This window comes from Brevibacillus brevis NBRC 100599 (assembly GCF_000010165.1).
In the GTDB taxonomy this organism is placed as follows: Bacteria; Bacillota; Bacilli; order Brevibacillales; family Brevibacillaceae; genus Brevibacillus; species Brevibacillus brevis_D.
Map to the genome: position 1 here is coordinate 5,782,735 of NC_012491.1, position 25,218 is coordinate 5,807,952.

23 protein-coding genes are annotated in these 25,218 nt (G+C 48.9%); 1 reads left to right on the top strand and 22 read right to left on the bottom strand.

Annotated features, from left to right (window positions below; all coding sequences use genetic code 11):
* Nucleotides 1–40: 40 nt before the first annotated feature.
* The 12 genes from BBR47_RS27395 to BBR47_RS27450 all read right to left on the bottom strand — a co-directional run bounded on the left by BBR47_RS27395 (nt 41) and on the right by BBR47_RS27450 (nt 11,086).
* On the bottom strand, nt 41–544 hold the full coding sequence (locus BBR47_RS27395) for a hypothetical protein (protein ID WP_015893648.1): 504 nt from the start codon (nt 542–544) through the stop codon (nt 41–43).
* A gap of 94 nt (nt 545–638) precedes the next feature.
* Nucleotides 639–1,214 carry a thymidine kinase gene (locus BBR47_RS27400; protein ID WP_015893649.1) on the bottom strand — a complete coding sequence of 192 codons (576 nt, stop codon included), beginning with the start codon at nt 1,212–1,214 and terminating at the stop codon, nt 639–641.
* 28 nt (nt 1,215–1,242) lie between these two features.
* Complete coding sequence (locus BBR47_RS27405; protein WP_015893650.1) at nt 1,243–2,697, bottom strand: cryptochrome/photolyase family protein; 1,455 nt, start codon at nt 2,695–2,697, stop codon at nt 1,243–1,245.
* Nucleotides 2,698–2,783: 86 nt separating this feature from the next.
* Entirely contained in the window at nt 2,784–2,981 is a 198-nt protein-coding gene (rpmE, locus tag BBR47_RS27410; protein ID WP_015893651.1) for a 50S ribosomal protein L31, read from the bottom strand.
* A gap of 106 nt (nt 2,982–3,087) precedes the next feature.
* Nucleotides 3,088–4,353, bottom strand: coding sequence for a radical SAM protein (locus tag BBR47_RS27415; protein ID WP_026043394.1), 1,266 nt, complete (start codon nt 4,351–4,353; stop codon nt 3,088–3,090).
* Between the two features lie 70 nt (nt 4,354–4,423).
* A complete protein-coding gene (locus BBR47_RS27420; protein WP_015893653.1) occupies nt 4,424–5,326 on the bottom strand; it encodes a M23 family metallopeptidase in 903 nt (300 codons plus the stop codon).
* Nucleotides 5,327–5,401: 75 nt separating this feature from the next.
* On the bottom strand, nt 5,402–6,682 hold the full coding sequence (gene rho, locus BBR47_RS27425) for a transcription termination factor Rho (protein ID WP_015893654.1): 1,281 nt from the start codon (nt 6,680–6,682) through the stop codon (nt 5,402–5,404).
* 67 nt (nt 6,683–6,749) lie between these two features.
* Complete coding sequence (glpX, locus tag BBR47_RS27430) at nt 6,750–7,703, bottom strand: class II fructose-bisphosphatase (protein WP_015893655.1); 954 nt, start codon at nt 7,701–7,703, stop codon at nt 6,750–6,752.
* A gap of 28 nt (nt 7,704–7,731) precedes the next feature.
* On the bottom strand, nt 7,732–9,015 hold the full coding sequence (locus BBR47_RS27435) for a UDP-N-acetylglucosamine 1-carboxyvinyltransferase (protein WP_015893656.1): 1,284 nt from the start codon (nt 9,013–9,015) through the stop codon (nt 7,732–7,734).
* A 79-nt stretch (nt 9,016–9,094) separates the two neighbouring features.
* Nucleotides 9,095–9,739, bottom strand: a complete 645-nt coding sequence (gene fsa, locus BBR47_RS27440) for a fructose-6-phosphate aldolase (RefSeq protein ID WP_015893657.1) — start codon at nt 9,737–9,739, stop codon at nt 9,095–9,097.
* Nucleotides 9,740–9,753: 14 nt separating this feature from the next.
* Complete coding sequence (gene fba, locus BBR47_RS27445) at nt 9,754–10,608, bottom strand: class II fructose-1,6-bisphosphate aldolase (protein ID WP_015893658.1); 855 nt, start codon at nt 10,606–10,608, stop codon at nt 9,754–9,756.
* 103 nt (nt 10,609–10,711) lie between these two features.
* Nucleotides 10,712–11,086: a response regulator gene (locus tag BBR47_RS27450; RefSeq protein ID WP_007725537.1), complete on the bottom strand. Its 375-nt coding sequence runs from the start codon at nt 11,084–11,086 to the stop codon at nt 10,712–10,714.
* 171 nt (nt 11,087–11,257) lie between these two features.
* On the opposite strand from BBR47_RS27450, the gene BBR47_RS27455 reads away from it, so the two are divergent.
* Nucleotides 11,258–12,052 carry a lipid II flippase Amj family protein gene (locus tag BBR47_RS27455; protein WP_015893659.1) on the top strand — a complete coding sequence of 265 codons (795 nt, stop codon included), beginning with the start codon at nt 11,258–11,260 and terminating at the stop codon, nt 12,050–12,052.
* A 72-nt stretch (nt 12,053–12,124) separates the two neighbouring features.
* Here BBR47_RS27455 and BBR47_RS27460 read toward each other — a convergent pair whose 3' ends face one another.
* The 10 genes from BBR47_RS27460 to BBR47_RS27505 all read right to left on the bottom strand — a co-directional run bounded on the left by BBR47_RS27460 (nt 12,125) and on the right by BBR47_RS27505 (nt 25,131).
* The gene (locus tag BBR47_RS27460) at nt 12,125–13,720 is read right to left on the bottom strand and encodes a CTP synthase (RefSeq protein ID WP_015893660.1); all 1,596 of its coding nucleotides are present in this window, start codon (nt 13,718–13,720) and stop codon (nt 12,125–12,127) included.
* A gap of 205 nt (nt 13,721–13,925) precedes the next feature.
* Nucleotides 13,926–14,486, bottom strand: coding sequence for a DNA-directed RNA polymerase subunit delta (gene rpoE, locus BBR47_RS27465; protein WP_015893661.1), 561 nt, complete (start codon nt 14,484–14,486; stop codon nt 13,926–13,928).
* 257 nt (nt 14,487–14,743) lie between these two features.
* A complete protein-coding gene (icmF, locus tag BBR47_RS27470; RefSeq protein WP_015893662.1) occupies nt 14,744–17,995 on the bottom strand; it encodes a fused isobutyryl-CoA mutase/GTPase IcmF in 3,252 nt (1,083 codons plus the stop codon).
* Nucleotides 17,996–18,116: 121 nt separating this feature from the next.
* A complete protein-coding gene (locus tag BBR47_RS27475; RefSeq protein WP_015893663.1) occupies nt 18,117–18,749 on the bottom strand; it encodes a TetR/AcrR family transcriptional regulator in 633 nt (210 codons plus the stop codon).
* 169 nt (nt 18,750–18,918) lie between these two features.
* Complete coding sequence (locus tag BBR47_RS27480; protein ID WP_015893664.1) at nt 18,919–20,061, bottom strand: acyl-CoA dehydrogenase; 1,143 nt, start codon at nt 20,059–20,061, stop codon at nt 18,919–18,921.
* Nucleotides 20,062–20,096: 35 nt separating this feature from the next.
* Complete coding sequence (locus BBR47_RS27485) at nt 20,097–21,239, bottom strand: acyl-CoA dehydrogenase (protein WP_015893665.1); 1,143 nt, start codon at nt 21,237–21,239, stop codon at nt 20,097–20,099.
* Between the two features lie 30 nt (nt 21,240–21,269).
* On the bottom strand, nt 21,270–22,121 hold the full coding sequence (locus BBR47_RS27490) for a 3-hydroxybutyryl-CoA dehydrogenase (protein WP_015893666.1): 852 nt from the start codon (nt 22,119–22,121) through the stop codon (nt 21,270–21,272).
* Between the two features lie 15 nt (nt 22,122–22,136).
* Nucleotides 22,137–23,315: an acetyl-CoA C-acetyltransferase gene (locus BBR47_RS27495; RefSeq protein ID WP_015893667.1), complete on the bottom strand. Its 1,179-nt coding sequence runs from the start codon at nt 23,313–23,315 to the stop codon at nt 22,137–22,139.
* A gap of 161 nt (nt 23,316–23,476) precedes the next feature.
* Nucleotides 23,477–24,595, bottom strand: a complete 1,119-nt coding sequence (locus tag BBR47_RS27500; RefSeq protein ID WP_041749697.1) for a hypothetical protein — start codon at nt 24,593–24,595, stop codon at nt 23,477–23,479.
* Entirely contained in the window at nt 24,592–25,131 is a 540-nt protein-coding gene (locus tag BBR47_RS27505) for a sigma-70 family RNA polymerase sigma factor (RefSeq protein ID WP_015893668.1), read from the bottom strand. The genes BBR47_RS27500 and BBR47_RS27505 overlap by 4 nt, the downstream gene beginning before the upstream one ends.
* Between the last annotated feature and the right edge of the window lie 87 nt (nt 25,132–25,218).

Here is a 25,218-nt window from a genome sequence, read left to right on the forward strand (position 1 = left end):
CGGCAATGCCGAGCCTTGCTACATACGTCCTGCTCACCTGTCAGCGATGGTAACCGTCATGCGAGGTTAAATGAAAATCGTAACGCGGGAGTCTTTCCTGAAGAAGCGAAATCACCTGCTGCTCGATGGTTCGCGCCTGATTCGCAGTGATGTTATGCACAAGGTCAAGAGTAACATATGCATTGGCATCGCTGAGTGTGATGCGAGCGTTTTCCACACCTTTTACAGACATGGCCATTCTCTCCATATTAGTCACGTCGACTGGGGTATTACGTGAGTTCCAATGGCCGATAATCATGTTCGGATTTTGGTTGCGTCCCATTAACGAGTCACGATCCGCTGCAACAGGCGCACGGCCTTGAAGTGTATGGCCGCTTTGATCTCCTCTGATCTTCATATTGTGCTGCGTATTCCTCACATCCGTACTATAGCTCTGTTGCTTAGCCGTATTTCCCCCGCATCCGACAGTTAGGACAGTTGTAAGTACAACCAAGCCCAGAACGACACGTGATCTGCTCAAAAGCCAATTAGGCTGTGTCCGCATGAAAAAGCCACCTCCTGTTTTGCTTAGTCTGTGCATCGCCTCTAGGGCTCATGCACGGGACAAACAGGGGGTGGCTTATGCTTGCTTTCTTTATTTATTCGACAACTGGAGGGGTGTAGTAATGCTTGCGACAGACGCTGCTGTATGTATCATTCCCAGCAATTTCAATCGTTTCCCCAGAGTAGACGGGCTGTCCATTTTTGAACTTGAGAATATGCGTCGCCTTTTTATTGCAATACACACAAACTGTTTTAATTTCTTCTACTTTATCAGCCTCGCACAAAAGGGCGGCGCTGCCAGGGAAGAGCTCATTCTTGAAGTTTTTCAACAAGCCATAGACGATGACGGGGATTCCCAGCTTGTCCACGATCCTGACGAGCTGATCCACATGATGGCGGCTGATGAACTGAGCCTCGTCAACCAACACGCAATGCGGCTTGACTGATTCTGCCTCTACGATTTGGTACAAATCGGTCTCTTCGCTAATCGGAATCGCTTCTCGGCTAATCCCCACACGTGAAGCAACTTTTCCCACGCCATAGCGATCATCAACTGCTGGAGTAAACACTACTACTTTTTTCCCCGATTGCTCGTAGTTGTGGGCAACGGTCAATAATTGAATGGATTTGGAAGCATTCATCGCTCCATACCGAAAATATAGTTGTGCCACGTCTCTATCTCCCTTTGCCTAAAAGTTGTTACTCAGTCTTTGCATGGCGATCTTTTGCCTCCTGGAACAAGGCCATGGCCAGCTTTCTTCTTTGTGCATGGTCCACACAAGGAAGCGGGTAGTCGAAGCCAATCTTGCAGCCTGCTTGCTCTTGGATATGCTCCGGCATGTCCCATGGTTTATGAATATATTGTAGAGGTACTTCACGCAGTACGGGAAGATATTTTTTGACGAAAACACCATCTCGATCAAACTTTTCCCCTTGTGTGACAGGATTAAAAATCCGGAAATACGGTTGCGCATCGGTACCAGTCGAAGCACTCCACTGCCAGCCCCCGATGTTTGCCGCTTCATCGAAATCAATCAACTGCTGTGCAAAATAGGCCATTCCCCAACGCCAATCCACAAGCAAATCCTTTGTCAAAAAAGAAGCAGTAATCATCCGCAGCCGATTGTGCATCCATCCTGTCTCATTCAACTGCTTCATAGCAGCATCCACAATCGGATAGCCCGTCTCCCCTTGACACCAACGGACAAACAAATCCTTCTTGTTTTCCCAAGCGACCTCTTCAAATTGTGGCAGGTAGGCATGGTTAGTCGTGTGCGGATGGAAATAAAGCACCTGCTGATAAAATTCTCTCCAAATGAGCTCTGTAAGAAAAGCTTCAATTGAGGTAACCTGCTCACCCCGCGCGGAAGCAAGCACTTCCTGTACGCGATGATACACCGTTCGTATAGACAGCGTACCAGCGTTTAAGGCAAAAGACAGCCGAGATGTCGCATTCACCCCTGGCATGTCGCGTTTTTCTTTGTACGTATAAATGTCTCTATCTAAAAATTGCTGCAATCGTTTACGTGCGGCTCTCTCCCCGAACTGCTCCATTTCCCACTCGGTGCCCATCGGTCGGTTTCGTCCAAACGCTTCCACAGTAGGAACTGGCTCACTCGGCAACTCCTTCAACCGATCAAATAGAATCCATTCTGTCGGCTGAGGGAATGGCCGGTCTTTGGGAAGCGTCTGCCAAACACGGCGATACGGGGTAAAAACCGCATACGGCGTTCGCTGCTTCGTCATTATTTCCCCAGGCTCATGCAAAACCAAATCCTTGCATGCATGGACAAACACGCCGTGCCTGCTCAACACTTCTGATACGAGCTCGTCTCGCTTGCGAGCGTCTGGCGTATAATCCCGATTGAAAAACAGCTTTTCTGCACCCGTCTCTTGCGCTAATTGACAGAGCACTTGCTGTGGTTCACCGCGGCGAATCAATAGACGACCTCCCAGTTGAACCAAAGCGTCGTCGAGTGCAGCTATTGCGGAAAAATGCGCATGGAGTCGCTTATCCCCTACAGCCGCAGAAAGACAAAGCGAATCCTCCACTATATAAACAGGAATAATCGGATCACCTGTGAGCATGGCTGCGTGCAGAGCAGCATGGTCGTGCAAGCGCAGATCCCGACGGAACCAGACTATGGCAGTCATCGTTTGTCCTCCCGAAAAAATCAGTGCCAGAAAAAGACAAAACCAGGCAGATTGCTCTACCTGGTTGCTCCCATACATTCTGATTATTACAGATTGTATTTGCGTTTGAAACGGTCTACACGGCCGCCTGCATCAACGAATTTTTGTTTTCCTGTGAAGAAAGGATGGCAGTTGGAGCAGATCTCCACTTTCAACGCTTGTTTCACGGAACCGGATTCAAATTCGTTACCGCATGCGCAGCTAACTGTTACTACGTTGTACTTAGGATGAATGTCTTGTTTCATCTCTTCTACACCTCTTTCCGCCCTGAATCGTTTGCCGAAACAGAGTTATATAAACACATATCAGATAGTAGCATGAAACACTGTCGAAATGCAACTGGTTGACCGATTACGCCATGTTTTTCCTACGCTGGAGTTGATCTGGTGGAATATGTGTAAACGAACCGATCACGACATCTGGCAGTTCCTGCTGATAAATTTCAATAGCTTGCTTCATGCCGAATACTTCGCCTTGCGCTTTTGGAATCATCGCCAAGTAGCTCTCTGGATCGATATTCAGATTTCGCAACTGAATCAACTTAATGCCTGTTCTGCGGATGAACTCGATCATTGCTTCCATTTCCTCTTCGCGGTCAAACACGCCAGGGAAGCACAAGTAGTTAATGGACGTATACACACCTTTGGATGCAGCGTACTCAGCAGAACGCGCTACATTTTCCAACGTGTAGTTGCGTGGGCGGTAGTAGGCATTATAGTGTTCGTCAATCGCACTGATAATACTCACGCGCATCAGATCAAGTCCGGCATCGACAATGCCCTTGATATGATCCGTCAAGCCCGCATTCGTATTGATGTTGATAAAGCCCATATCTGTCGTTTCCCTTACTCGACGCATAGCAGGAACAATGATGGAGGCCATCGTAGAAGGCTCACCCTCACAGCCCTGTCCGAAGCTGATGATGCTCTCCGGTGTCTTCAGGTGGTGCAGCATGACTTCCACCAGCTCGTCCTCTGTCGGCTTGAAGTTCATCCGCGTCTGTGGAGAAGGGAATCCACTGTCATCTGGTTGCTCGGAAATACAGCCGTAGCAACCGGCGTTACAGGTATAGGAAACAGGTAAGCTGCCTTCCCAGCGGTTGAAAAAGTTATTGGAGGCCGTCAAGCATTCGTACTCCAACGCACAGTGGGACAAGTGGTTCAAAATGCGGTTTTGCGGAAACGTCTCCAACGTCTTTGCCACTCGCTGGCGCAGCTCATCCATCGGGAAGTTCAATGGGTCCCATTTGTAAATATCGTCACTGGCACGTCCCGTTACCCAGAAACGGTTATCCTTCCAGACGACTGCGGAGTAACCAAACAAAGGCAGCTTGCTTTCCTTGTTCGTTTTCACGTAGCCTGGCAGCAAGAGCCTTGTAATTCCTTGTGGCACAAGTGCACCTACTGCTGTACAACCATCCAACTTGACCATTTCACCTGTGTCAGGGTCCATTCCGATCGGCTCGGTGTCCGGCAAACTGACCAACGTCGATCCTTCCGGGAGCGGGATCAGTTCTTCTTCCAGAATTTCTGTCAATATATCTCCGTTACGAGCCACTGCAAAAAGACCTGGGTGGTCGTATACATTACCTTTTTCATCTGCGTAAACTAAATACATGGGAAAATCGCCTCGCTTCTTTGCTTTGCCCATTGTATCGCATTGAAAAAGTAATGTAAATTGTATAGGGTTACCTGCCAAGATAGGGAAGTGGATTGATTGGCACATCATCCTGTCGTACTTCAAAGTGCAAATGGTAGCCCGTAGAGTTCCCCGTTTGCCCCATGTATCCCAATACCTCACCCGCTTCTACGGTTTGACCTGGTGACACCAGCAGTAGACGCATATGCGCATAAAAGGTTTGCAAACCATCTCCGTGATCTATCACAATCATCCGCCCGTACCCTGACCGATTGGCGCCAGCCTCCACAACAACTCCTGCCCTCGCTGCCAAAATTGGGGTCTTTGATTCCTGTTCATTCCACAAATCCACACCCTTATGTGTTTTTCCCCAACGCGCTCCAAATCCACTTGTAATCGTAGCTTCTCTGACAGGCCAACTTAGACCGCCGCGAATCCTCGTGATAACTTGCCGACTTGCTGCTTGAACCGCACTTCGCTTCTGCTCCGGATCATTGCCCAACATCGGATTGCCTTTAGCGATAGGAACATACACGACCTGTCCTACATACAGGTTGTCCGACAGCCATTTTAGCAGCGGATTTCGTTCGATTAACGATTCCCGACTCACACCGTACCGCCTTGCTATGTAATCCAGCGTTTCTCCCTGTTTCACCATATGTCCGACTTCATCACGCTTGATGATTAGCTTCATGCCTACGCTTAACAGATGGGGATTCGTAATGCTATTAGCTTCTACCAGATTTTTCAAAGAAAGGCCGTAGCGCTGGGCGATACTGGATAGCGTATCTCCTTGCCGAACAGCGTACACCACTGAATTTCCTTTCGTTGCTGGTGCAGGTGAAGCCAGACTGGCATAGGGATTAAACGCTTGAAATAGCGCTTGCTCCACGACCGCTTGTTTCGCTTCCATCTGTGACTCCACCGGAGCGCTAACTTGCACGTACTCCATGAAGCATCTCCTCCTTCTTTTCCAGCTCCCTTCCTAACGGTATGCCAACACCACAAAAAAAATGACGGTGAGTCATCATGAACTCACCGTCGTGCTAGCTGCTTTCCCTCTGCCTTGTTGCTTAGACTCTAGGGTTTGCAAAAATTCTTCGTTTGTTTTTGTATCTGCCAACTTTTTAATAAAGGAGTCTACAAACTCATTTGTTTCATTCATGTTTTTCCGGATCATCCACAGCTTATCCAGCTCTTCTTTGGTGAGCAGAAGCTCTTCGCGGCGCGTACCCGAACGGCGGATATCGATCGCCGGGAAAATCCTGCGCTCCGCCAGTTTGCGATCCAAATGAAGCTCCATGTTTCCGGTTCCTTTGAACTCCTCGTAAATCACATCGTCCATACGGGAGCCGGTCTCAACCAAAGCAGTCGCCAAAATGGTCAAGCTGCCGCCTTCTTCAATATTGCGCGCTGAACCAAAAAAGCGCTTCGGACGATGGAAGGCTGCCGGATCAATACCACCGGACAACGTTCGACCACTTGGAGGAATTACCAAGTTGTAGGCACGAGCGAGACGTGTAATAGAATCCAGCAGGATCACCACGTCTTTTTTGTGCTCAACCAATCGCTTTGCACGCTCCAAGACAAGCTCAGCAACTTTGATGTGATTCTCAGGCAACTCGTCAAAAGTCGAGGCCACTACCTCTCCTTTGACAGATCGCTGCATATCCGTTACCTCTTCCGGGCGTTCATCAATGAGCAAGACAAACAAGTGGATATCCGGGCGGCTTTCGGTAATGCTGTTGGCAATTTCTTTGATCAGCATGGTTTTCCCCGCTTTTGGCGGAGCCACAATCAATCCACGCTGACCCAGTCCAACAGGAGAGAGAAGATCCATCAGGCGAGTGGAAACACGTTCAGGGGCTGTCTCCAGTACGAGCTTGGTTTGAGGATACAACGGTGTCAATGCGGGGAAATGAAGACGCTCTGCGGCTGTCTCAGGGTCTTCTCCGTTCACTGCCTCTACTTGAAGGAGTCCAAAATAACGTTCATTCTCCTTCGGTGGTCTTGCTTTTCCTGATACCACATCCCCCATCCGCAGATCAAAACGGCGAATCTGCGACTGGGAGATGTAGATATCTTCTGAGCTGGGTAGATAGTTAATGGGGCGGAGGAAGCCGTATCCCTCCGGCAATATTTCGAGAACCCCCTCCATAAACATAAGACCATCCCGCTCCGCTCTTGCCCGAAGAATCGCGAAAATCAATTCCTTCTTCTTCAGCTGGGAGTAGTACGGAATATGGTATTCCTTAGCCAGCTTATAGAGGTCGGTCAGCTTCTTTTCTTCTAGTTCAGAAAGTAACATACATCCACCACTCTTTATTTACTCTTGAAAAAACCTAGCTCAACTAATACATGCAAAAATGATTTTCTTACAAACCGTTGCGTTCTAAGCGGTGGTTCCCTTCAATGAAACGTACCGTTCCGGTTTTCGCACGCATAACAACGGAATTGGTTGTCGCACGAGTTCCCTGGAAGCGAACCCCTTTGAGCAATTCACCATCCGTTACACCTGTCGCTGCAAAAATGGCGTCATCACCTTTTACCAAATCATCCATGAACAGTACTTGATGAGGATTCGTCAATCCCATTTTGACACAGCGTTTAATCTCATCTTCATTTTGTGGCAGGAGCTTGCCCTGAATTTCTCCCCCGAGACATTTCAAGGCAACTGCAGCCAGAACACCTTCAGGAGCTCCTCCAGAACCGAACAAAATGTCTACACCTGTATCAGGGAAAGCGGTATTGATCGCAGCGGCTACGTCTCCGTCAGAGATGAGTCGAATACGCGCACCTGCCTCACGAATTTCGTGGATCACCTTAGAATGACGATCACGGTCAAGTACAATAGCAACCAAATCGCTGATATCTTTCCCTTGTGCCTGCGCTACCGCCTTCAGGTTATCGCGAATCGGTGCGTTGATATCGACCTTGCCGACTGCTTTAGGCCCTACTGCCATTTTCTCCATATACATGTCTGGAGCATGCAACAAATTTCCCCGGTCTGCGATTGCAATGACCGAAATCGCTCCCCACGTACCTTTTGCGAGGATATTTGTTCCCTCCAAAGGGTCTACAGCCACATCGACTGCCGGAGCCACTCCCTGGCCCAGACGTTCACCGATGTACAGCATTGGCGCTTCGTCCATTTCGCCCTCACCAATTACTACGACGCCATCCATCGGCACTTTCATAAATTCATTGCGCATTGCGGTCGTTGCCGCATCGTCAGCCTCATCTTTTTTTCCGAGACCCATCCAACTGGCAGAAGCCAAAGCAGCAGCTTCAGTCACACGTACCAGTTCAAGTGTTAAACTGCGTTCCATTCTGGAAGACTCCTCTCCTGGTGATTGGTTAACGCTGGTGGTTTTCCATGCTCTGCAGGCCTACCCGAGTAATATCGGCTCCCAAGGCTTGCAGCTTGCCCACCAAGTTTTCGTAGCCACGATCTATATGTTCGAGTCCTTCTAATTCTGTCGTGCCGTTCGTTGCCAAGCCGGCAATGAACAAAGCTGCTCCCGCACGCAAATCTGAAGCTATCACCTTGGCACCATTCAGTTTGCTGCCGCCTTCGATGACAGCGGATCTTCCTTCAATCTTCAAGGAAGCTCCCATGCGGCGCAGTTCATCTACATGTCGAAAACGCGAGCTGTAAATATTGTCCGTCACGATGCTTGAGCCTTTGGCAAGAGTCAGCAAGGTCGTGATCGGCTGCTGGAGATCCGTTGGAAAACCCGGATACGGACTCGTTTTCACATCGATTGATCGATAAGAATCATGTCCGATGACTTGAATACTGTCATCCTGCTCTACCACTTGCGCACCGATTTCGCGTAGCTTGGCCGTTACAGACTCCAAATGTTTCGGAATAACATTCTCCACCAACACATTGCCGTTCGTAGCCGCTGCCGCAATCATGTACGTCCCCGCTTCGATCCGATCAGGGATAATCGTATGACGGCATCCGCGCAAACGTTCTACGCCTTGAATGCGGATCATGTCCGTTCCGGCACCTTTGATGTTTGCTCCCATATTGTTGAGCAAGGTTGCGACATCGACGATCTCAGGCTCACGGGCAGCGTTTTCAATAATGGTCACACCGTCTGCTTTGGCAGCAGCCAGCATGATGTTAATGGTCGCACCCACACTGACCAGATCGAGATAAATTCTTGCACCCTGCAAACGTCCATTTTGAGCACGGATAGTCATGACGCCGTTTTTGTTCTCCACTTCGGCGCCCATCGCTTCAAAGCCTTTGATATGCAAATCTACTGGACGCGGGCCCAAATCACAGCCACCTGGCAAGCCAACCTGGGCTTCGCCGAACTTGGCGAGCAAGGCTCCCCACAAATAGTACGAGGCACGAAGCTTTTTGATGCGACCATTTGGCATGAGCATGAGCCTCATACTGCGTCCGTCTACTTCCATCCAGTCTTCTTCGAACAGCACGTCAGCTCCCATTTCCTGCAAGAGCTCGTGATAAATACCTACATCCTGAATACGGGGGAGATTCTCAATAACAACGGGTCCATCTGCCAGCAACGCTGCTGGTATGAGTGCGACTGCGCTGTTTTTTGCTCCGCTGATGGTCACCGTCCCCGCGAGCGGTTTTCCACCGTTGATGATCAGCTTATCCATGCTTTGCTCTCCTCAGGCGTAATCGGGAAAGAAGCACCTTCCCCAATGGAAAAGGTGCTTGGACTTTCAACACGTGTCCTTATTTTTGCATGCTTGCCCAGTCAGCTAGGAATTTCTCCAAGCCACTGTCTGTCAGTGGATGGGCAATGAGTTGTTTGAAAACTTTCGCTGGAATGGTAGCGAAATGAGAACCACGGCGGGCTGCCTCCGTTACGTGAACAGGGTGGCGCACAGATGCCGCAATGATTTCGGTATCGATACCGTGAACGGAAAAGATTTCTGCAATATCTTCGATCAATTGCATACCATCTTGACCAATATCATCCAAGCGTCCCAAGAACGGAGACACGAAGCTCGCACCTGCGCGCGCAGCCAAAAGTGCCTGGTTCGCGGAGAACACCAATGTTACGTTTGTTCTGATTTTGCGTTTGGCAAAATACTTGGTTGCCTTCAAACCTTCTGCGGTCATTGGCAGCTTGATGACGATGTTTTTCGAGAGAGCAGCGAGCTTCTCTCCCTCTTCGATCATGCCTTTTGCATCTGTACTGATGACTTCGGCACTGATCGGACCGTCAACAATATCGAGAATTTCTTTCAGGGTTTCTACAAAATCGCGTCCTTCTTTGGCAACCAGAGACGGATTTGTCGTTACGCCCGCTAGAACTCCCCATTCGTGAATTTCGCGGATTTCTTCAACGTTTGCTGTATCAATCAAAAAACGCATGATTATCCTCCCAGTTACGCGCGGTTGCTGCTTCCGAACAAGCGCATTTTTCCTTTGACTACTTCCTTGATCGCATCGCGAGCAGGGCCTAGGTATTTGCGTGGGTCGATCTCATTCGGCTTGGCAGCCAGCACTTTGCGAACTGTTTCCGTGCATGCGACTTGGCTTTCTGTATTTACATTGATTTTTCCTACGCCCAAACGAATGGATTCGATAATCGCTTCGTCTGGTACGCCGGAACCACCATGAAGAACGATCGGCGCTCCAATGTTGCTCGCTACTTTTTCGATAATGTCGTAGCGGATTTTTGGAACCCCTTTGTACATACCGTGTGCTGTACCTACAGCAATCGCTACGTAGTCTACTTTTGTTTCTTCCCAGAAGCGGATTGCTTCCTCAGGATTTGCCAGAGTGGCATCTTCCTCGTCAACAGACAAGTCGTCTTCCACTCCGCCGATGGTACCGAGTTCACCTTCTACCGATACGCCAACAGCGTGAGCAGCCTCTACAACCTGTTTGGTCAGGCGAAGGTTATCTTCAAACGAATGATGGGAACCATCGAACATAACAGAAGAGAACCCTGCACGAATGCACTTCATAACCATGTCGAAATTGCTACCATGGTCAAGATGCAAAGCAACAGGAACTCCTGCGCGTTCAGCAGCCACTCTTGCAATCGCTACTGTATAATCGATCCCCATGTATTTCAATGCACCCTCAGAAACACCAAAGATCACAGGCGATTTTTCTTCCATCGCAGCTTCCGTAATCGCTTGAGTAAACTCCAGATTGTTCAGGTTAAATTGTCCGACGGCGTATTTATGCTTTTTGACGTCTTCGGTAAAAGCGGTCATAGGTACCAGTGGCATTTTGTAAATCCTCCTCTAGCAGACTTCAGTCATGTGGCTTATTATACCACAGACAAGCATTTGTTAACAGGGACGCTTGTACCCTGACCTTTGCAGTCTGTTCCTAACAAGCTAATTGCTGATGTACTGCCATTCGTAGTTCATCAATATCAAACGGCTTTGTAAAATGAGTCAATGCTCCCAGTTGTGTTGCTTCTTTGATCATGTCCAGCTCTCCGTAAGCTGTCATCATGATGACTTTGATTTCTTGATTGATCTTCTTGATGTGTTTCAAGATCTCAATACCATCCATCCCAGGGATCTTCATGTCGAGGATAACCAAATCTGGTGATTCTTTTTCCACGATTTCCAATGCCATTTTCCCGTTTGCTGCCTGAAAGGTCTTGTACCCTTCTTTTCCCAGCACCTCATACAGTAAAATGCGAATCCCATACTGGTCATCCACAACCAGTACCTTTTTATCTTGTTTGTCGAACATTCTGATTCCCCCCTGACGAATGCGTTTTCTTAATTATTATGGGTTCGCCTAAAATCAGGAAACTCCTTCACGTTTTTTGCTGAACGTCAACTTAAAATTTCCTATAGGCTTCTTTTCGAGTATAATGGGAAAAACCAATTTCCCCTACACACAAGGAGCCAGATACTCACTATGGATGCTCTGTGGCTGATTTGCTTGTTAACTTTTATTATCCATACGACAGAGACACTTACCTTCGGAATCCGTTTTGCAGGGGTACAAACGGGCAGGATCGCTGTAGCGTTGTCTCTGGTCGGGATTGTATTGCTCCTCTCCCGTACTTCCAACCTGATTCAAGGACCATTCACTGGGGGATTTATGGACCAAGCTGCAATCCAACACTTTGATCCTAGCATGTATTTGCACGTGATTATTGCAGCGTCCTCGCTCGGAACCTTAGCAGCTATCGTACTGTTTCCCACTTTTGTCCAAATATCGAAACGAATGATCTCGCACTTGGAGACAGCGGGCTCGATTCCGCAAATGATTCGGACGGCAGTTACGGTAGAAACTATCCGACGCGTCCACCATCATGTCCGGATTCCTAGCTGGCAAGCCATCTCACGCTTTCGAATCAAAGGCGTTCCCAAACGATTGCTGTTATTAAATGCATTGGGGACAGCGATCTACACAAGCAGCGTACTGTCTGTGTTGTACGCGACATTGCTAGCCCCTGATTACAAAGCAACCGTTCTAATGTCTTCCGGATTAATCAACGGTTTTGCCACGATTTTCATGACGATTCTGGTAGACCCGCAAATCGCCCTTTTGACAGAAAAAGCGATGCAAGGGAAAACCACGCAGGAATCGATTCGCGACATGTACCTGTGGCTGATGATCTCACGTTTTATCGGAACGATTTTGGCTCAATTCCTGCTCATTCCTGCGGCCTACTGGGTTGCTTGGCTATCTCCCTTGTTCCATTGATCTGCTTTTAAAAACACAAGACGCACCTGCGACCATACATCGCGGGTGCGTCTTTCTATTTATCGACCTATGTTATTTGTTCAGGGAAGCCTTCACGAAGTCACGGAACAGTGGCTGCGGACGGTTCGGACGGGATGTGAACTCTGGATGGAACTGTGTCGCTACATACCATGGATGTTCTGGAACTTCCACGATTTCAACCAGACGACCATCTGGCGTTGTACCCGCAAAACGCAAGCCCATTTGCGCCAATTGATCACGATATTCGTTGTTCACTTCATAGCGATGACGATGACGTTCATAAACCAAGGTGCTTCCGTATGCAGCCTCAGTCAGCGTGCCTTCTTCCACTTTGGTTGGACCGAGACCCAGACGCATGGTACCGCCCTTGTCCTCGATATCTTTTTGCTCTGGCAAGAGGTCAATCACCGGATACGCTGTATTCGGGTTGATCTCGGAGCTGTTTGCGCCATCCATACCCGCTACGTGGCGAGCGAACTCGATCACAGCGATTTGCATACCCAGGCAAATTCCGAGGAATGGTACTTTATTTTCACGAGCATAGCGCGTAGCGATGATTTTACCTTCGATACCACGATCGCCAAAGCCGCCTGGTACGAGGATACCATTTACATCACCGAGCAGTTCGCCTACATTCTCTGGCGTAACTTCTTCCGCGTGCACCCATTTGATTTCTACTTTGGAGTCGTTCGCATAGCCACCATGGTACAGCGCTTCTGCTACGGACAAGTAAGCATCATGCAGTTCTACATATTTACCAACGATTGCAATGGTAGTCGTTTTGGACAGGTTTTTGATTTTCGTTACGAGCGATTTCCACTCTGTCATATCCGCATCCTGGCAAGTCAGACCCAAGTGGCGGCATACGTAATCGTCCAATCCCTGTGCTTGCAATTGCAGTGGTACATCGTAAAGGCTATCAGCATCTACACATTCCACTACCGCGTTTTTATCGATATCACAGAACAGAGCCAGTTTGTCTTTCATTTCTTGCGTCATTGGTTGCTCGGTACGTGTCACGATCACATTTGGTTGAATACCCAAGCTGCGCAGTTCTTTCACGCTGTGTTGCGTAGGCTTGGTTTTCATTTCACCTGCTGCCTTGATGTATGGTACCAGGGTTACGTGAATGTACATGACGTTTTCACGACCGATGTCACTTTTGATCTGGCGGATGGATTCAAGGAATGGCAAGCTCTCGATATCCCCAACAGTTCCACCGATCTCGGTAATCACTACATCTGCCCCGGTTTCGCGACCTGCACGGAAAATGCGATCTTTGATTTCGTTCGTGATGTGTGGAATAACTTGAACGGTTCCTCCCAAATAGTCGCCACGGCGTTCTTTGGCGATGACAGTCGAATAAATTCTACCAGTCGTCATATTGGAGTTAGCGCTCAGGTTGATATCGATAAAGCGCTCATAGTGGCCCAAGTCCAGGTCTGTTTCCGCACCATCGTCTGTTACGAAAACTTCTCCGTGTTGATACGGACTCATCGTTCCCGGGTCAACGTTGATGTATGGGTCACACTTCTGGATGGTTACCTTCAGACCCCTATTTTTTAAGAGTCGGCCCAGAGAAGCCGCTGTAATTCCTTTTCCCAACGAGGATACAACCCCGCCTGTCACAAAAATATACTTCGTCATCGTTACGTCCCCTCTTTCCCTCACCCTTAAGTTGTTATAAAAATCGAATGAAGACGGCTCCAAAAAAAAAGAAAAACAAAAGTGAGTCCTATCCCGTAAAGAAATGGGGTAGGGGCACTTTTGTTTTATAGTTTCCCATATTTGATCCTTCTTCATGTGAAGCCCAAGGAGTATTTTATCTGTCCCTCAAGCGGAAGTCAAGGACCTATTTCTCGTCTTCGGCGTCGAGCTCTTCGTCGGATTCCTCTTCCTCAAGCTCTTCGTCCTCTTCGAACATCTCATCCTCTTCGTCTTCGAGTTCTTCCTCGTCGATTTCTCCATCGATTTCTTCTTCTTCGATTTCAGAATCTTCGTCGACGAATTCCTCTTCGTCCTCAAAGATGACAACATCGTCGTCTTCGTATTCTTCGACAGCTTCGTCTTCGGAATCGTAATCGTCGAAGTCGTCTTCCGTGACGATTTTCTTCTTCTTCGTTCCGCCACCCTCTTGAGTTTCCTCCACGGTGTCAGTTGGGTACCAACGTTTCAATCCCCATACATTGTCACCAAGGCACACGAAACGGCCATCAATGTTAATTTCTGTGTATACTTGCGCGATGATTGCCATGAGTTGTTCATCTGTCAGCTTGCGTACTGCAACCAGTTCATTCATCAGCTCGCGGAAGTTGTAAGTGCGGTTAGTTTTACGCAAAATTTCATACGCAATGTCAACTAACGCCATCTCACTCAGTTTCTCGGAATCAATATGAGCAAACAATTGACTCACTCAGGGCACGTCCTTTCCATATGAAAACGATTGATTTGAATACTGACCCGGTGCCCTGTTCGGGGGACGCAGGCTTGTATAAGTCATTCATAAATGATATCGATTTCTTTGATTGTACATCGTACAACATAAGAAGGCTATCATACAGTATTCCTTATTTTAGACGAAAATGCAAGGCTTTCAAACGGGGGCCGCCTAATTCTTGTCGACATCAAAACCAAAGACATCCCTCGGCAATCGCTACCGAGGGATTTGTCTTACATATTTCTGCGGTATTGGCCGCCCACTTCATACAAGGCAGCACTGATTTGTCCAAGCGATGCTACTTTTACCGTCTCCATCAGCTCGGCAAAGATGTTCTCTCCCGCCATAGCCACTTCCTGCAAGCGCCGCAATGCAGCCGCAGACACATCCTTGTGGCGCTCCTGGAATGCACGGAGATTTATGATTTGCTGTTCTTTTTCCTCTTCGGTCGCACGAGCCAATTCAATCTCGTAATCGTCCTCAGACGCATTCGGATTAATAAACGTGTTCACCCCAATAATTGGCAGCTCACCCGTATGCTTTTTCATTTCGTAATACATGGACTCGTCTTGAATTTTGCCGCGCTGGTATTGAGTCTCCATCGCCCCCAGCACGCCTCCGCGAGAACTGATCCGCTCAAACTCTTGCATAACTGCCTCTTCTACCAGATCAGTCAACTCGTCGATGATGAATGCCCCTTGAAGCGGGTTCTCATTTTTCGCGAGGCCCATTTCCTTGTTGATGATCATCTGAATTGCCATTGCACGCCGCACAGAGTTCTCTGTTGGGGTCGTAATCGCTTCGTCGTATGCATTCGTATGGAGAGAATTACAGTTGTCATAAATAGCAACCAAGGCTTGCAAGGTCGTTCTGATGTCGTTGAAATCCATCTCCTGCGCGTGCAAGGAACGGCCAGATGTCTGGATGTGGTACTTCAGCTTTTGGCTGCGGTCATTTGCACCATACCGATTTTTCATCACCGTTGCCCAAATCCGGCGAGCCACACGTCCAATCACGGTGTATTCCGGATCGAGACCGTTGGAGAAGAAGAAGGACAGGTTCGGCGCAAAGTCATCGATGTTCATGCCGCGGCTCAAATAGTACTCGACATAGGTAAATCCGTTAGACAGCGTAAACGCAAGCTGCGTAATCGGATTCGCCCCCGCTTCCGCAATATGGTAGCCGGAAATGGACACGGAGTAGTAGTTCCGCACTTTCTGGTCGATAAAATACTGCTGGATATCCCCCATCATCCGCAAGGCAAATTCTGTCGAGAAGATGCACGTGTTTTGCCCCTGATCTTCTTTCAAAATATCTGCCTGAACGGTTCCACGAACAGTCGACAGCGTGTACGCTCTGATCTGCTTTGCTTCGTCCTCGGTAGGCTGACGCCCTTCTTTTTGAACAAAAGCATCCAGCTGCTGCTCAATCGCCGTATTCATGAACATGGCCAAAATCATGGGCGCAGGACCGTTGATCGTCATGGACACAGAGGTGCTAGGTGCACAAAGGTCAAAGCCGGCGTACAGCTTTTTCATGTCATCCAAGGTGCAAATGCTGACCCCACTCGTACCGATTTTTCCGTAAATATCCGGGCGGTAGTCAGGGTCTTCACCATACAGCGTTACCGAGTCAAAAGCCGTACTGAGTCGCTTCGCTTCATCATTTTGAGACAGGAAGTGAAAGCGTCTGTTCGTCCGCTCTGGAGTACCTTCGCCTGCAAATTGTCGCTTGGGATCTTCTCCCTCGCGTTTAAACGGAAATACTCCTGCGGTGTACGGGAATTCCCCTGGGACATTTTCTTTTAACGACCACTTTAAAATTTCGCCCCAATCCTCGTAATCAGGGACAGCTACTTTTGAAATGCGTGTACCGGACAAAGATACGCTGAACAGCTGGGTAACCAATTCCTTGTCACGAATTTTCGTGACGAATTGATCCTTCCGATACGCTTCCTTCAGCTTCGGCCAATTTTCGAGAATACGTCGGCACTCTGGATGCAGCTTTTCTTCAAAGAGAACGATTTGTTTATCGAGTACCGCTACCAGCTCGGCAGCGGCAGAATCTCCAGAGGCAAGTACGGTCTCCTTTGCACCCTGCAATTGGAACAGCTTGCGGGCAATCAACGACTGCTCTTCGGCATAGGCACGGTATTGGCGGACGGTGTTGGCAATGTCCTGCAAATAATTGATTCTCTCTGTCGGAATCAACGAAGTTTTATGAATCTTTACAGGAGTCGTATCCAAATGCTCTACAGACCAGTCAACGCCAGTTTTTTCTACAATTCGATGCATCAGGGCAGCAAACAACACATTCGTTCCCGGATCGTTGAATTGGCTCGCAATCGTACCATACACAGGAACCTTCTCATCCGGCAGCTCAAAAAGCTGATGATTGCGTCGATATTGCTTGCGAACCTCGCGGAGAGCGTCCTCTGAGCCTTTGCGCTCAAATTTGTTGATCGCGATCACATCAGCGAAGTCGAGCATATCAATCTTTTCCAGCTGAGATGGTGCCCCGAATTCACTGGTCATGACGTACATGGAGACGTCGCACACTTCTGTGACCTGCGCATCCCCCTGACCAATCCCGCTCGTTTCCACAATAATCAGATCAAAATGGGCAGAACGCGTTACTTGAATTGCGTCTTTTAATGCAGCAGACAGCTCCATGCCTGATTTGCGAGTAGCGAGACTGCGCATGTAAACACGCGGTGTCGAATTGGCATTCATGCGGATGCGGTCGCCAAGTAAAGCTCCACCTGATTTTTGCTTGGATGGATCGACGGACAAGATCGCAACCGTCTTCTCGGGATAAACGCGAATAAATCGACGAACAAGCTCATCGGTTAATGAGCTTTTTCCTGCTCCACCCGTACCTGTAATCCCTAATACCGGTATGGTTGAATCAGCTTCCACTAAGCTTTCTCGGAGAGGTTCTGTCCATACAGGCTGGTCCACTGCATACTCCGCAACGGAAATAAGCCGGGCAATCGCCTGATGGTTTTGCTCGCGCAAGCCTGCTACTTCTTCCTCCAGCTGCTTAACGGTTGGGAAGTCGCTACGTCTGATCATGTCGTTGATCATGCCCTGCAAGCCCAATCGTCTGCCGTCATCTGGCGAGTAAATTTTACAGACTCCGTACTCTTCCAATTCCCTTATCTCGCGTGGAACGATAACGCCGCCACCGCCACCAAAAACACGGATATGCTCTGCTCCCCGCTCGCGTAATAGATCAATTACGTATTTGAAATACTCCACATGACCGCCTTGGTAGGAACTGATGGCAATCCCTTGCACATCCTCCTGGACAGCGGCTGTTACAATATCGTCAACAGAGCGGTTGTGTCCGAGATGGATAACCTCTACTCCCGACGATTGTAAAATACGGCGCATGATATTAATCGAGGCATCGTGACCATCATACAGACTGGCTGCGGTCACAAAGCGAACCTTGTTTTGCGGACGATACACTTCCGTTTCCATCGTTCCACTCTCCTTTTTATAAGTTTAAAAAGGAGGAAAAACAGGGCCAAGCAGATCAAGGCGCAGTAGACGCGAAGTATGCTTGGCACCCTATGTTTTCCAGACTTTTCAAACTCTCTTCTTAATCGGAGACACTGATTTCGCGAAGCAACAGGGCAATTTGCTTCTCTGTGTACTCCTCAATGGTATAGTGTTTTTTCAATGCCCAGCGGCGGAAGACCCACATTTCGCCCAGCACCATGATATTGTCCGCCATCAGCTTGACATTCTTTTCGTCAATGCGCAACGAACCATCAGCAATCCCTTTTTCCAGGATTTCGACGAAAATATGCGAAATGGCTTCTTCACGCCCTAATACGTAGCGGAGTGTTTCTTTTGGCAATGATTTGGCTTCCTGATAAATAAGCAAAACGCGGTCGCTCATCTGATCCATCACGCGGATCAGACTTTTAAGTGCTACCTTTAATGTTTTCAAGCCAGTTCCGTTGAAATTGATTGCTTCACGCAAGCGCGTCTCCATCTCCGCATGAATGGCATCGCAAACAAGATAGAGAACGTCTTCTTTTGACTCGATATACTCGTACAACGTACCAATACTAAATCCAGACGCCCGGGCAATCTCCCTTGTCGTCGTTTTATGAAAACCTTTATTAACGAAGAGATGAACGGCAGCCTCAATAATCTGCTCTCGTCTTCTTTCGATCAGCTTTGGGTCCTTTACCAGGGACGGTATCGTTTTTCTCTTGTCAGACACTCCAAATCCACCTTTCCAACCGACTGAGCGTTTGGTCAGACGCCTCATAGAAAAGAAGGCGCAAACACTCTACTTTTGTATCATCGCAGATCATTATACGCGAGTAAGAGCACAAAGCCAAACTTTTCTTTTCTATGTGTGTAATCGTGTTGGAAGACGGGATAGCTTCCTACTCTTTTAGCAGGAAATTGCTGATCACGACACGTTGGATTTCATTTGTTCCTTCATAGATTTGTGTAATTTTAGCATCACGCATAAAGCGCTCCACAGGATACTCTCGGGTGTAGCCGTAACCTCCGAAAACTTGAACAGCCTCGGTTGTCACTTCCATTGCTGTATCTCCTGCAAATACTTTGGACATCGCAGATGCTTTGCCATATGGTAGACCTTGATCCTCCAGCCACGCTGCTTGGTAAGTGAGCAAACGGGATGCCTCAATCTTGGTTGCCATGTCTGCCAGCTTGAACTGGATTGCCTGCAAGGAAGCGATTGGTTTGCCGAACTGACTGCGTTCTTTGGCATAATTCCGTGCATGCTCGTACGCCCCTTGTGCAATTCCCAATGCTTGAGCGGCGATACCGTTTCTTCCACCGTCCAATGTCATCATCGCGATCTTGAAGCCTTGGCCTTCTTCGCCCAGTCTATTTTCTACCGGTACGCGCACATCTTCAAAGTTGACCGCAAGTGTTGGCGAGGAACGGATACCCAGTTTTTTCTCCTTTTTCCCCATCGTGAAGCCATCCATGCCCTTTTCAACGATAAAAGCCGTGATGCCCTTATGATTCAATTCTGGTTGAGTGACCGCAAATACGATGTAGATTTCTGCTTCACCTGCATTGGTAATGAAGATTTTGGTGCCATTTAAAATGTAGTGATCGCCATCGCGTACGGCTGTCGTGCGCATTCCAGCAGAATCAGAGCCAGACCCCGCTTCGGTCAAACAGTACGCGCCCATCTTCTTGCCTTCTGCTAATGGACGCAAAAACGTTTGCTTTTGCTCCTCTGTCCCGAATTTGTAAATCGGCCAGCTCGCCAAGGAAACATGTGCAGACAGTGTTACACCGATGGAGGCATCCACACGGGAGAGTTCTTCCACTGCAATGACGTAGCTCAGGTAATCTGCACCTGCTCCGCCGTATTGCTCCGGCCAAGGAATCCCTGTCAGTCCAAGCTCAGCCATTTGCTCAAAAATGGAACGATCAAAGCACTCTTCTTCATCGCGCTCGGCTGCTGTCGGAGCTACTTGATTCTCTGCAAAGTCGCGAATCATTTTGCGCATCATGTCATGTTCTTCCGTCAGTTGGAAATTCATATGGCTCACTCCCCCATGTGCTTTTCATTTTTCTATTAATCAGCAAGCAAATGCTTGGCGATAACGATTCGCTGAATTTCGTTGGTGCCCTCATAGATTTGCGTTACTTTCGCATCCCGGAATAGACGCTCAACCGGATATTCTCTGGTGTAGCCGTAGCCACCGAAGATTTGTACGGCTTCTGTGGCGAGCTCCATCGCGGAGTCAGTGGCAAAGCGTTTTGCCATCGAGGCTTCCATTCCACAAGCAATTCCTTGACTGCGCAACCACGCAGCTCGGTATACCAGCAATCGGGCTACTTCTGCTTTCGTCGCCATGTCAGCCAGCTTGAAAGCGATGGCTTGCTGCTTGGCAATCGATTGTCCGAACTGCTTGCGTTCCTGCGCGTACTCTGTCGCGTATTGGACTGCGGCTTCGCAAATACCAAGCGCTTGTGCAGCAATCCCGATGCGACCGGAATCCAGATTCGCCATCGCGATACAGAAGCCTTCCCCTTCCTGTCCAAGCAGGTTGGCAGCCGGTACACGGGCATTGTCGAATACGAGCTCTGTTGTATAGGAACCATGAAGTCCCATCTTCTTTTCCTTTTTCCCAACCGTGAAGCCCGGTGTATCCTTGTCTACGATAAAGGCCGATATTCCCTTGGGTCCTTTTGTCGAGTCAGTAACGGCAAAGGCGATATACGTATCTGCCTCCCCGCCGTTCGTGATGAACACCTTGTTTCCGTTCAGGATGTATTCATCGCCTTTTTTCACGGCTGTGGTTCGGATACTGCTCGCATCAGAACCTGCATGCGGCTCAGTCAAGGCAAAAGCCCCGAGGTATTCCCCACTCGCAAGCTTGGTCACGTATTTGCGTTTTTGCTCCTCGGTACCGAAGTAGAGAATCGGGTTCGTCCCGACGGAGGTATGCACGGACAAAATGACACCTACTGTCGCACTCACTTTGGAAATCTCGTGAATGGCCAAAATGTAGGAAATAAAGTCCGCTCCAGCTCCTCCCCACTCTTCGGCAATCGGAATGCCCATGAGCCCCATTTCGCCCATCTTTTTGAGGATCTGACGTGGGAACTGGTCCGTCTCCTCCATCACCGGGACGAATGGTGCGATCTCTTTCTGGGCAAAGTCTCGCACCATGCGGCGCATCATCTCTTGCTCTTCGTTCAATCGAAAATCCATGTCCGTCCTACCTTTCTGCGAAATCTTCGGTTAGCTGTACACGTAGAAACCACGACCGGATTTTTTGCCTAGCCATCCTGCTTTGACGTACTTGCGCAGCAATGGGCATGGGCGGTATTTCGAATCACCGAACCCTTCGTGCAGTACTTCCATAATGTAGAGGCAAGTGTCCAGCCCGATGAAGTCAGCCAACTGAAGCGGCCCCATCGGATGGTTCATGCCCAGCTTCATCACTTCATCGATTGCTTCCGGTGTTGCAACTCCTTCGTACACGCAATAAATCGCTTCATTTAACATGGGCATCAGTACCCGATTGGACACAAACCCGGGGAAATCGTTGACGCTCACGGGTACCTTGCTCATTTGTTTGGACAAATCTTCTGTCAGCTGATAGACCTCATCGGATGTTTGCAGCCCGCGGATGATCTCAACCAACTTCATCACTGGAACGGGGTTCATGAAATGCATCCCGATTACTTTTTCCGGCCGCTTTGTAACTGCCGCAATCTCAGTAATCGGCAGCGAGGATGTATTGCTCGCGAGCACCGTATGCGGCGGACATACTTCATCCAGCTTGGAAAAGATTTGCGTTTTGACCGCCATGTTTTCTGTCACCGCTTCTACCACAAAATCTGCTTCAGACGCATCTGCCAGATCAGTAGACAGTGTCAAACGGCCGAGAATCGCTTCCTTTTCTGCTTCGCTGAGCTTGCCTTTTTCCACGTTGCGCGACAAGTTTTTCGTAATCGTGGCCAGACCGCGCTCTACAAATGCTTGCTGGACGTCGTTCAGAAAAACGCGAAAGCCAGCCTGCGCCGCTACTTGGGCAATCCCGCTGCCCATTTGTCCTGCCCCGATGACCATAATCGTTTGTACGTTCATGCAAAAAGGCCTCCCTTAGTCTACTTTAATCAAGATGGCGTCACCCTGTGCGGCACCGCTGCAAATTGCCGCGATCCCTAAGCCGCCGCCTCGTCTTTTCAATTCATAGGCGAGGTGCATAATGATCCGAGCGCCACTCGCGCCAATCGGGTGTCCGAACGCAATCGCTCCCCCGTTTACATTCACTTTCTCTGCGTCCCAGCCAACAATTTTGCCACTGGTCAAAATTACCGCGGCAAATGCTTCGTTTACCTCAAATAGATCGATCTCCGAAAGCGAGACACCTGTCTTTTCCAAGAGCTTGTTGATCGCAAGCCCCGGAGTTGTCGCGATATAAGGAGCCTCTGCGCCGACCGCGGCGTGTCCCAGTATCGTCGCAAGCGGCTTGATGCCCAGCTGTTGTGCTTTCGCTTCTGACATCAGCACCATTGCTGCCGCCCCGTCGTTGATTCCCGGTGCATTGCCTGCCGTGATTGTTCCGTCCTTTTTGTACACGGGTGGCAGCTTCGCCAATCCTTCCTCGGTGGTATCCGGACGTGGTCCTTCATCGACGGTTACTTGCAGCGGCTCCCCTTTTCTTTGCGGAATGGAAACCGAGACAAGCTCGTCGGCAAAAAGTCCTTTTTCCATCGCTTGTGCGGCTCTCTGCTGGCTGCGCAGCGCCCACGCATCCTGCTCTTCTCGCGTAATCCCGTTCTCTTCCGCCACATTGCTGCCGTGAACAGCCATCGCCACTTGATGAAACGGGCAAGTGAGGCCGTCGTACATCATGAGATCACGTACGGTCGAATCTCCCATCCGCATTCCGTTACGTGCATCTGGCAGTGCATACGGTGCGTTGCTCATGCTCTCCATGCCGCCAGCGACGATGATTTCTCCGTCCCCGGCCCGAATGATCTGGTCCCCCATCGTCACTGCACGCATCCCGGACGCGCATACTTTGTTGATCGTCTCACTCGCTACATTCCACGGCAAACCAGCTTTGCGAGCTGCCTGGCGTGAGGGCACCTGACCCGCACCTGCCTGCAAGACCATACCCATGATCACTTCGTCCACCTGATCGCCGGAAATACCAGCGCGCTCTACCGCTTCCTTGATCACGATAGAGCCGAGCTCTACTGCCGATAGCGCTTTCAAAGAGCCACCAAACTTACCAAAAGGGGTACGCGCTGCCCCTACAATGACCGTTTTCATCGAATGCCCTCCATTCGGATGATGTTTTACATTAATAAAAACTAAATTGATCGAGCGTTCGTTCATTTTGCATACTTTTATTTTGCCGTCTTCCGTACGAATAGTCAATCAATATTGAAAAAAAGAACAGCCTGACTTTTGTGAGAGCCAGGCTGTTCTTTCTATTGTCGTGCCATCCAGCTTAGTTTCCAGATGCCTTGCTTGTTTTTCTGCATTTTATAGGCAACCTTATCCCTGTTGTCCTTGAAAGTCACCCAGACAACCGCTTCCTTGTCAGACGTTTGCTCAAGCGTTATGTCACTTGCCCATTCTTGCATCGATTTCAGCTGCTTCCAGCTATTTCGTGCTCCAACCGGATCTTTCTTCCTATCTTCCAAGTATTGCTCCTGTGTTGGCTTCTCAAATCCATCGTCCTCGATATGCAAAGCGTACTGCATTTCGAGCTGACCCTCTTGCTGTGCTTTCACATACAGCTTCAACACATCGATTGGAGATAATCCACGCAAAAGCCCATCTTTTTTCTCATACATGTAATTGTAAAAACGATCCTCTTCCTCTGACTTTAAATCGAATATAGACGTAGCCGGAGGTGTTTGTATGCCATCCTGGGGAACATCTACGATATCCTCAGTAACGGTACCGTTACTATTCAGTTTGAAAAGATAGACCTCTTTGCCTTGGACATAGCTTATCGTATACCAATAAAGCTTTTTATCCTTCCATCCAACTAACATCGCCAAGCCCACGTCTCTTTTTAGCAGAGCCTCCGTATCGATCATTGTCCAGTCTTTTCGCTGATATCCTTCTTTTGCGAGAATCGAATAGCCCCAGTACTCTTCTGTGCCATCGTCCCCGCTTCCGCCATAATCGTCTACAACTGTGTAAGGGAACGAAATCTTTGCTTTGATTTGGTCTTGTGTCATCCCAACACGCAAGACATCGATGATCTCATCTACCGTTCCCATAATCACCTGATCATCAGAAGCTGGGTGAGCCTTTGGATCAGGCTTTTGATGGGTCCCTGGCTCGGCAGACGTTCCCTTCGGCGTATGTGTACTCGTCGTGCTTTCCTTTTGCAGTATATAAGGGGTAAACCCGATGACAAGCGCAACCGCAACAAGTGCTGCGCTTACAGGGTAGATGAAACGAAACCTTTTCTTGCCTTTCTTCTCGATATTCATGCGAATCCGCTCCTCCAAGCCAGTCGTATCGTCCATTCCGCGCAACAGTGTCCGGTCAGCCGTTTCCTTGAATTCCACGAGCCATTTGTCCAGGTTCATTCGATCCCCTCCTTTTCCAGGAGCGCTTTGAGCTTCTGGCGTGCGCGGTGCATTTTCGTATAAATCGCTCTTGCGGACGTGTCTAAAATGACCGCGATCTCCTCTACGGACAACTCCTCGTAGTAGTGAAGGATAATCAATTGACGATAGCTATGCGGCAGCTTCATGACCAGATGGGCAAAACGGGCGCGAAGGTCATTTTGCAAAACAGCCGACTCTGCCCCCTCGACTACCTCTATGTCCACTTCCGATTTGAAAAACAAGTGACGGAACGACCACGAGCGTAGATGCTTTTTCGCTTCGTTGACGGCGATTCGGTACACCCATGTTTGCATCGAGCTCTCTTGGCGGAATTTGCCCAAGTTTTTGTAAGCTAACAGGAACACTTCCTGGGTAATATCCTCAGCAAGACTGCGGTCCTTGACCATCAAATACACGAGGCGCAGCACCTTTTTCAAGTAGTGCCGGATCAATTCATCAAATAATGCTTCCTTTGTTTTGGTTAAGCTTTTCTCTGTAAGCTCCAGCTTCCTCACTCCCTTCCCACTCTTTTTGATTCAGCTGGCTCCATTATCTTACAGTTTTTTTGCAAAAAAATAATGCGCAAGCCTCGTCGCTTGATT

Coding starts and splice junctions, on each gene's coding strand:
- BBR47_RS27395 (WP_015893648.1), bottom strand. CDS start 544: ATGCGGACACAGCCTAATTGGCTTTTGAGCAGATCACGTGTCGTTCTG.
- BBR47_RS27405 (WP_015893650.1), bottom strand. CDS start 2,697: ATGACTGCCATAGTCTGGTTCCGTCGGGATCTGCGCTTGCACGACCAT.
- rpmE (WP_015893651.1), bottom strand. CDS start 2,981: ATGAAACAAGACATTCATCCTAAGTACAACGTAGTAACAGTTAGCTGC.
- BBR47_RS27415 (WP_026043394.1), bottom strand. CDS start 4,353: ATGTATTTAGTTTACGCAGATGAAAAAGGTAATGTATACGACCACCCA.
- BBR47_RS27420 (WP_015893653.1), bottom strand. CDS start 5,326: ATGGAGTACGTGCAAGTTAGCGCTCCGGTGGAGTCACAGATGGAAGCG.
- rho (WP_015893654.1), bottom strand. CDS start 6,682: ATGTTACTTTCTGAACTAGAAGAAAAGAAGCTGACCGACCTCTATAAG.
- glpX (WP_015893655.1), bottom strand. CDS start 7,703: ATGGAACGCAGTTTAACACTTGAACTGGTACGTGTGACTGAAGCTGCT.
- BBR47_RS27435 (WP_015893656.1), bottom strand. CDS start 9,015: ATGGATAAGCTGATCATCAACGGTGGAAAACCGCTCGCGGGGACGGTG.
- fsa (WP_015893657.1), bottom strand. CDS start 9,739: ATGCGTTTTTTGATTGATACAGCAAACGTTGAAGAAATCCGCGAAATT.
- fba (WP_015893658.1), bottom strand. CDS start 10,608: ATGCCACTGGTACCTATGACCGCTTTTACCGAAGACGTCAAAAAGCAT.
- BBR47_RS27450 (WP_007725537.1), bottom strand. CDS start 11,086: ATGTTCGACAAACAAGATAAAAAGGTACTGGTTGTGGATGACCAGTAT.
- BBR47_RS27455 (WP_015893659.1), top strand. CDS start 11,258: ATGGATGCTCTGTGGCTGATTTGCTTGTTAACTTTTATTATCCATACG.
- BBR47_RS27460 (WP_015893660.1), bottom strand. CDS start 13,720: ATGACGAAGTATATTTTTGTGACAGGCGGGGTTGTATCCTCGTTGGGA.
- icmF (WP_015893662.1), bottom strand. CDS start 17,995: ATGGAAACGGAAGTGTATCGTCCGCAAAACAAGGTTCGCTTTGTGACC.
- BBR47_RS27480 (WP_015893664.1), bottom strand. CDS start 20,061: ATGAATTTCCAACTGACGGAAGAACATGACATGATGCGCAAAATGATT.
- BBR47_RS27485 (WP_015893665.1), bottom strand. CDS start 21,239: ATGGATTTTCGATTGAACGAAGAGCAAGAGATGATGCGCCGCATGGTG.
- BBR47_RS27490 (WP_015893666.1), bottom strand. CDS start 22,121: ATGAACGTACAAACGATTATGGTCATCGGGGCAGGACAAATGGGCAGC.
- BBR47_RS27495 (WP_015893667.1), bottom strand. CDS start 23,315: ATGAAAACGGTCATTGTAGGGGCAGCGCGTACCCCTTTTGGTAAGTTT.
- BBR47_RS27500 (WP_041749697.1), bottom strand. CDS start 24,595: ATGAACCTGGACAAATGGCTCGTGGAATTCAAGGAAACGGCTGACCGG.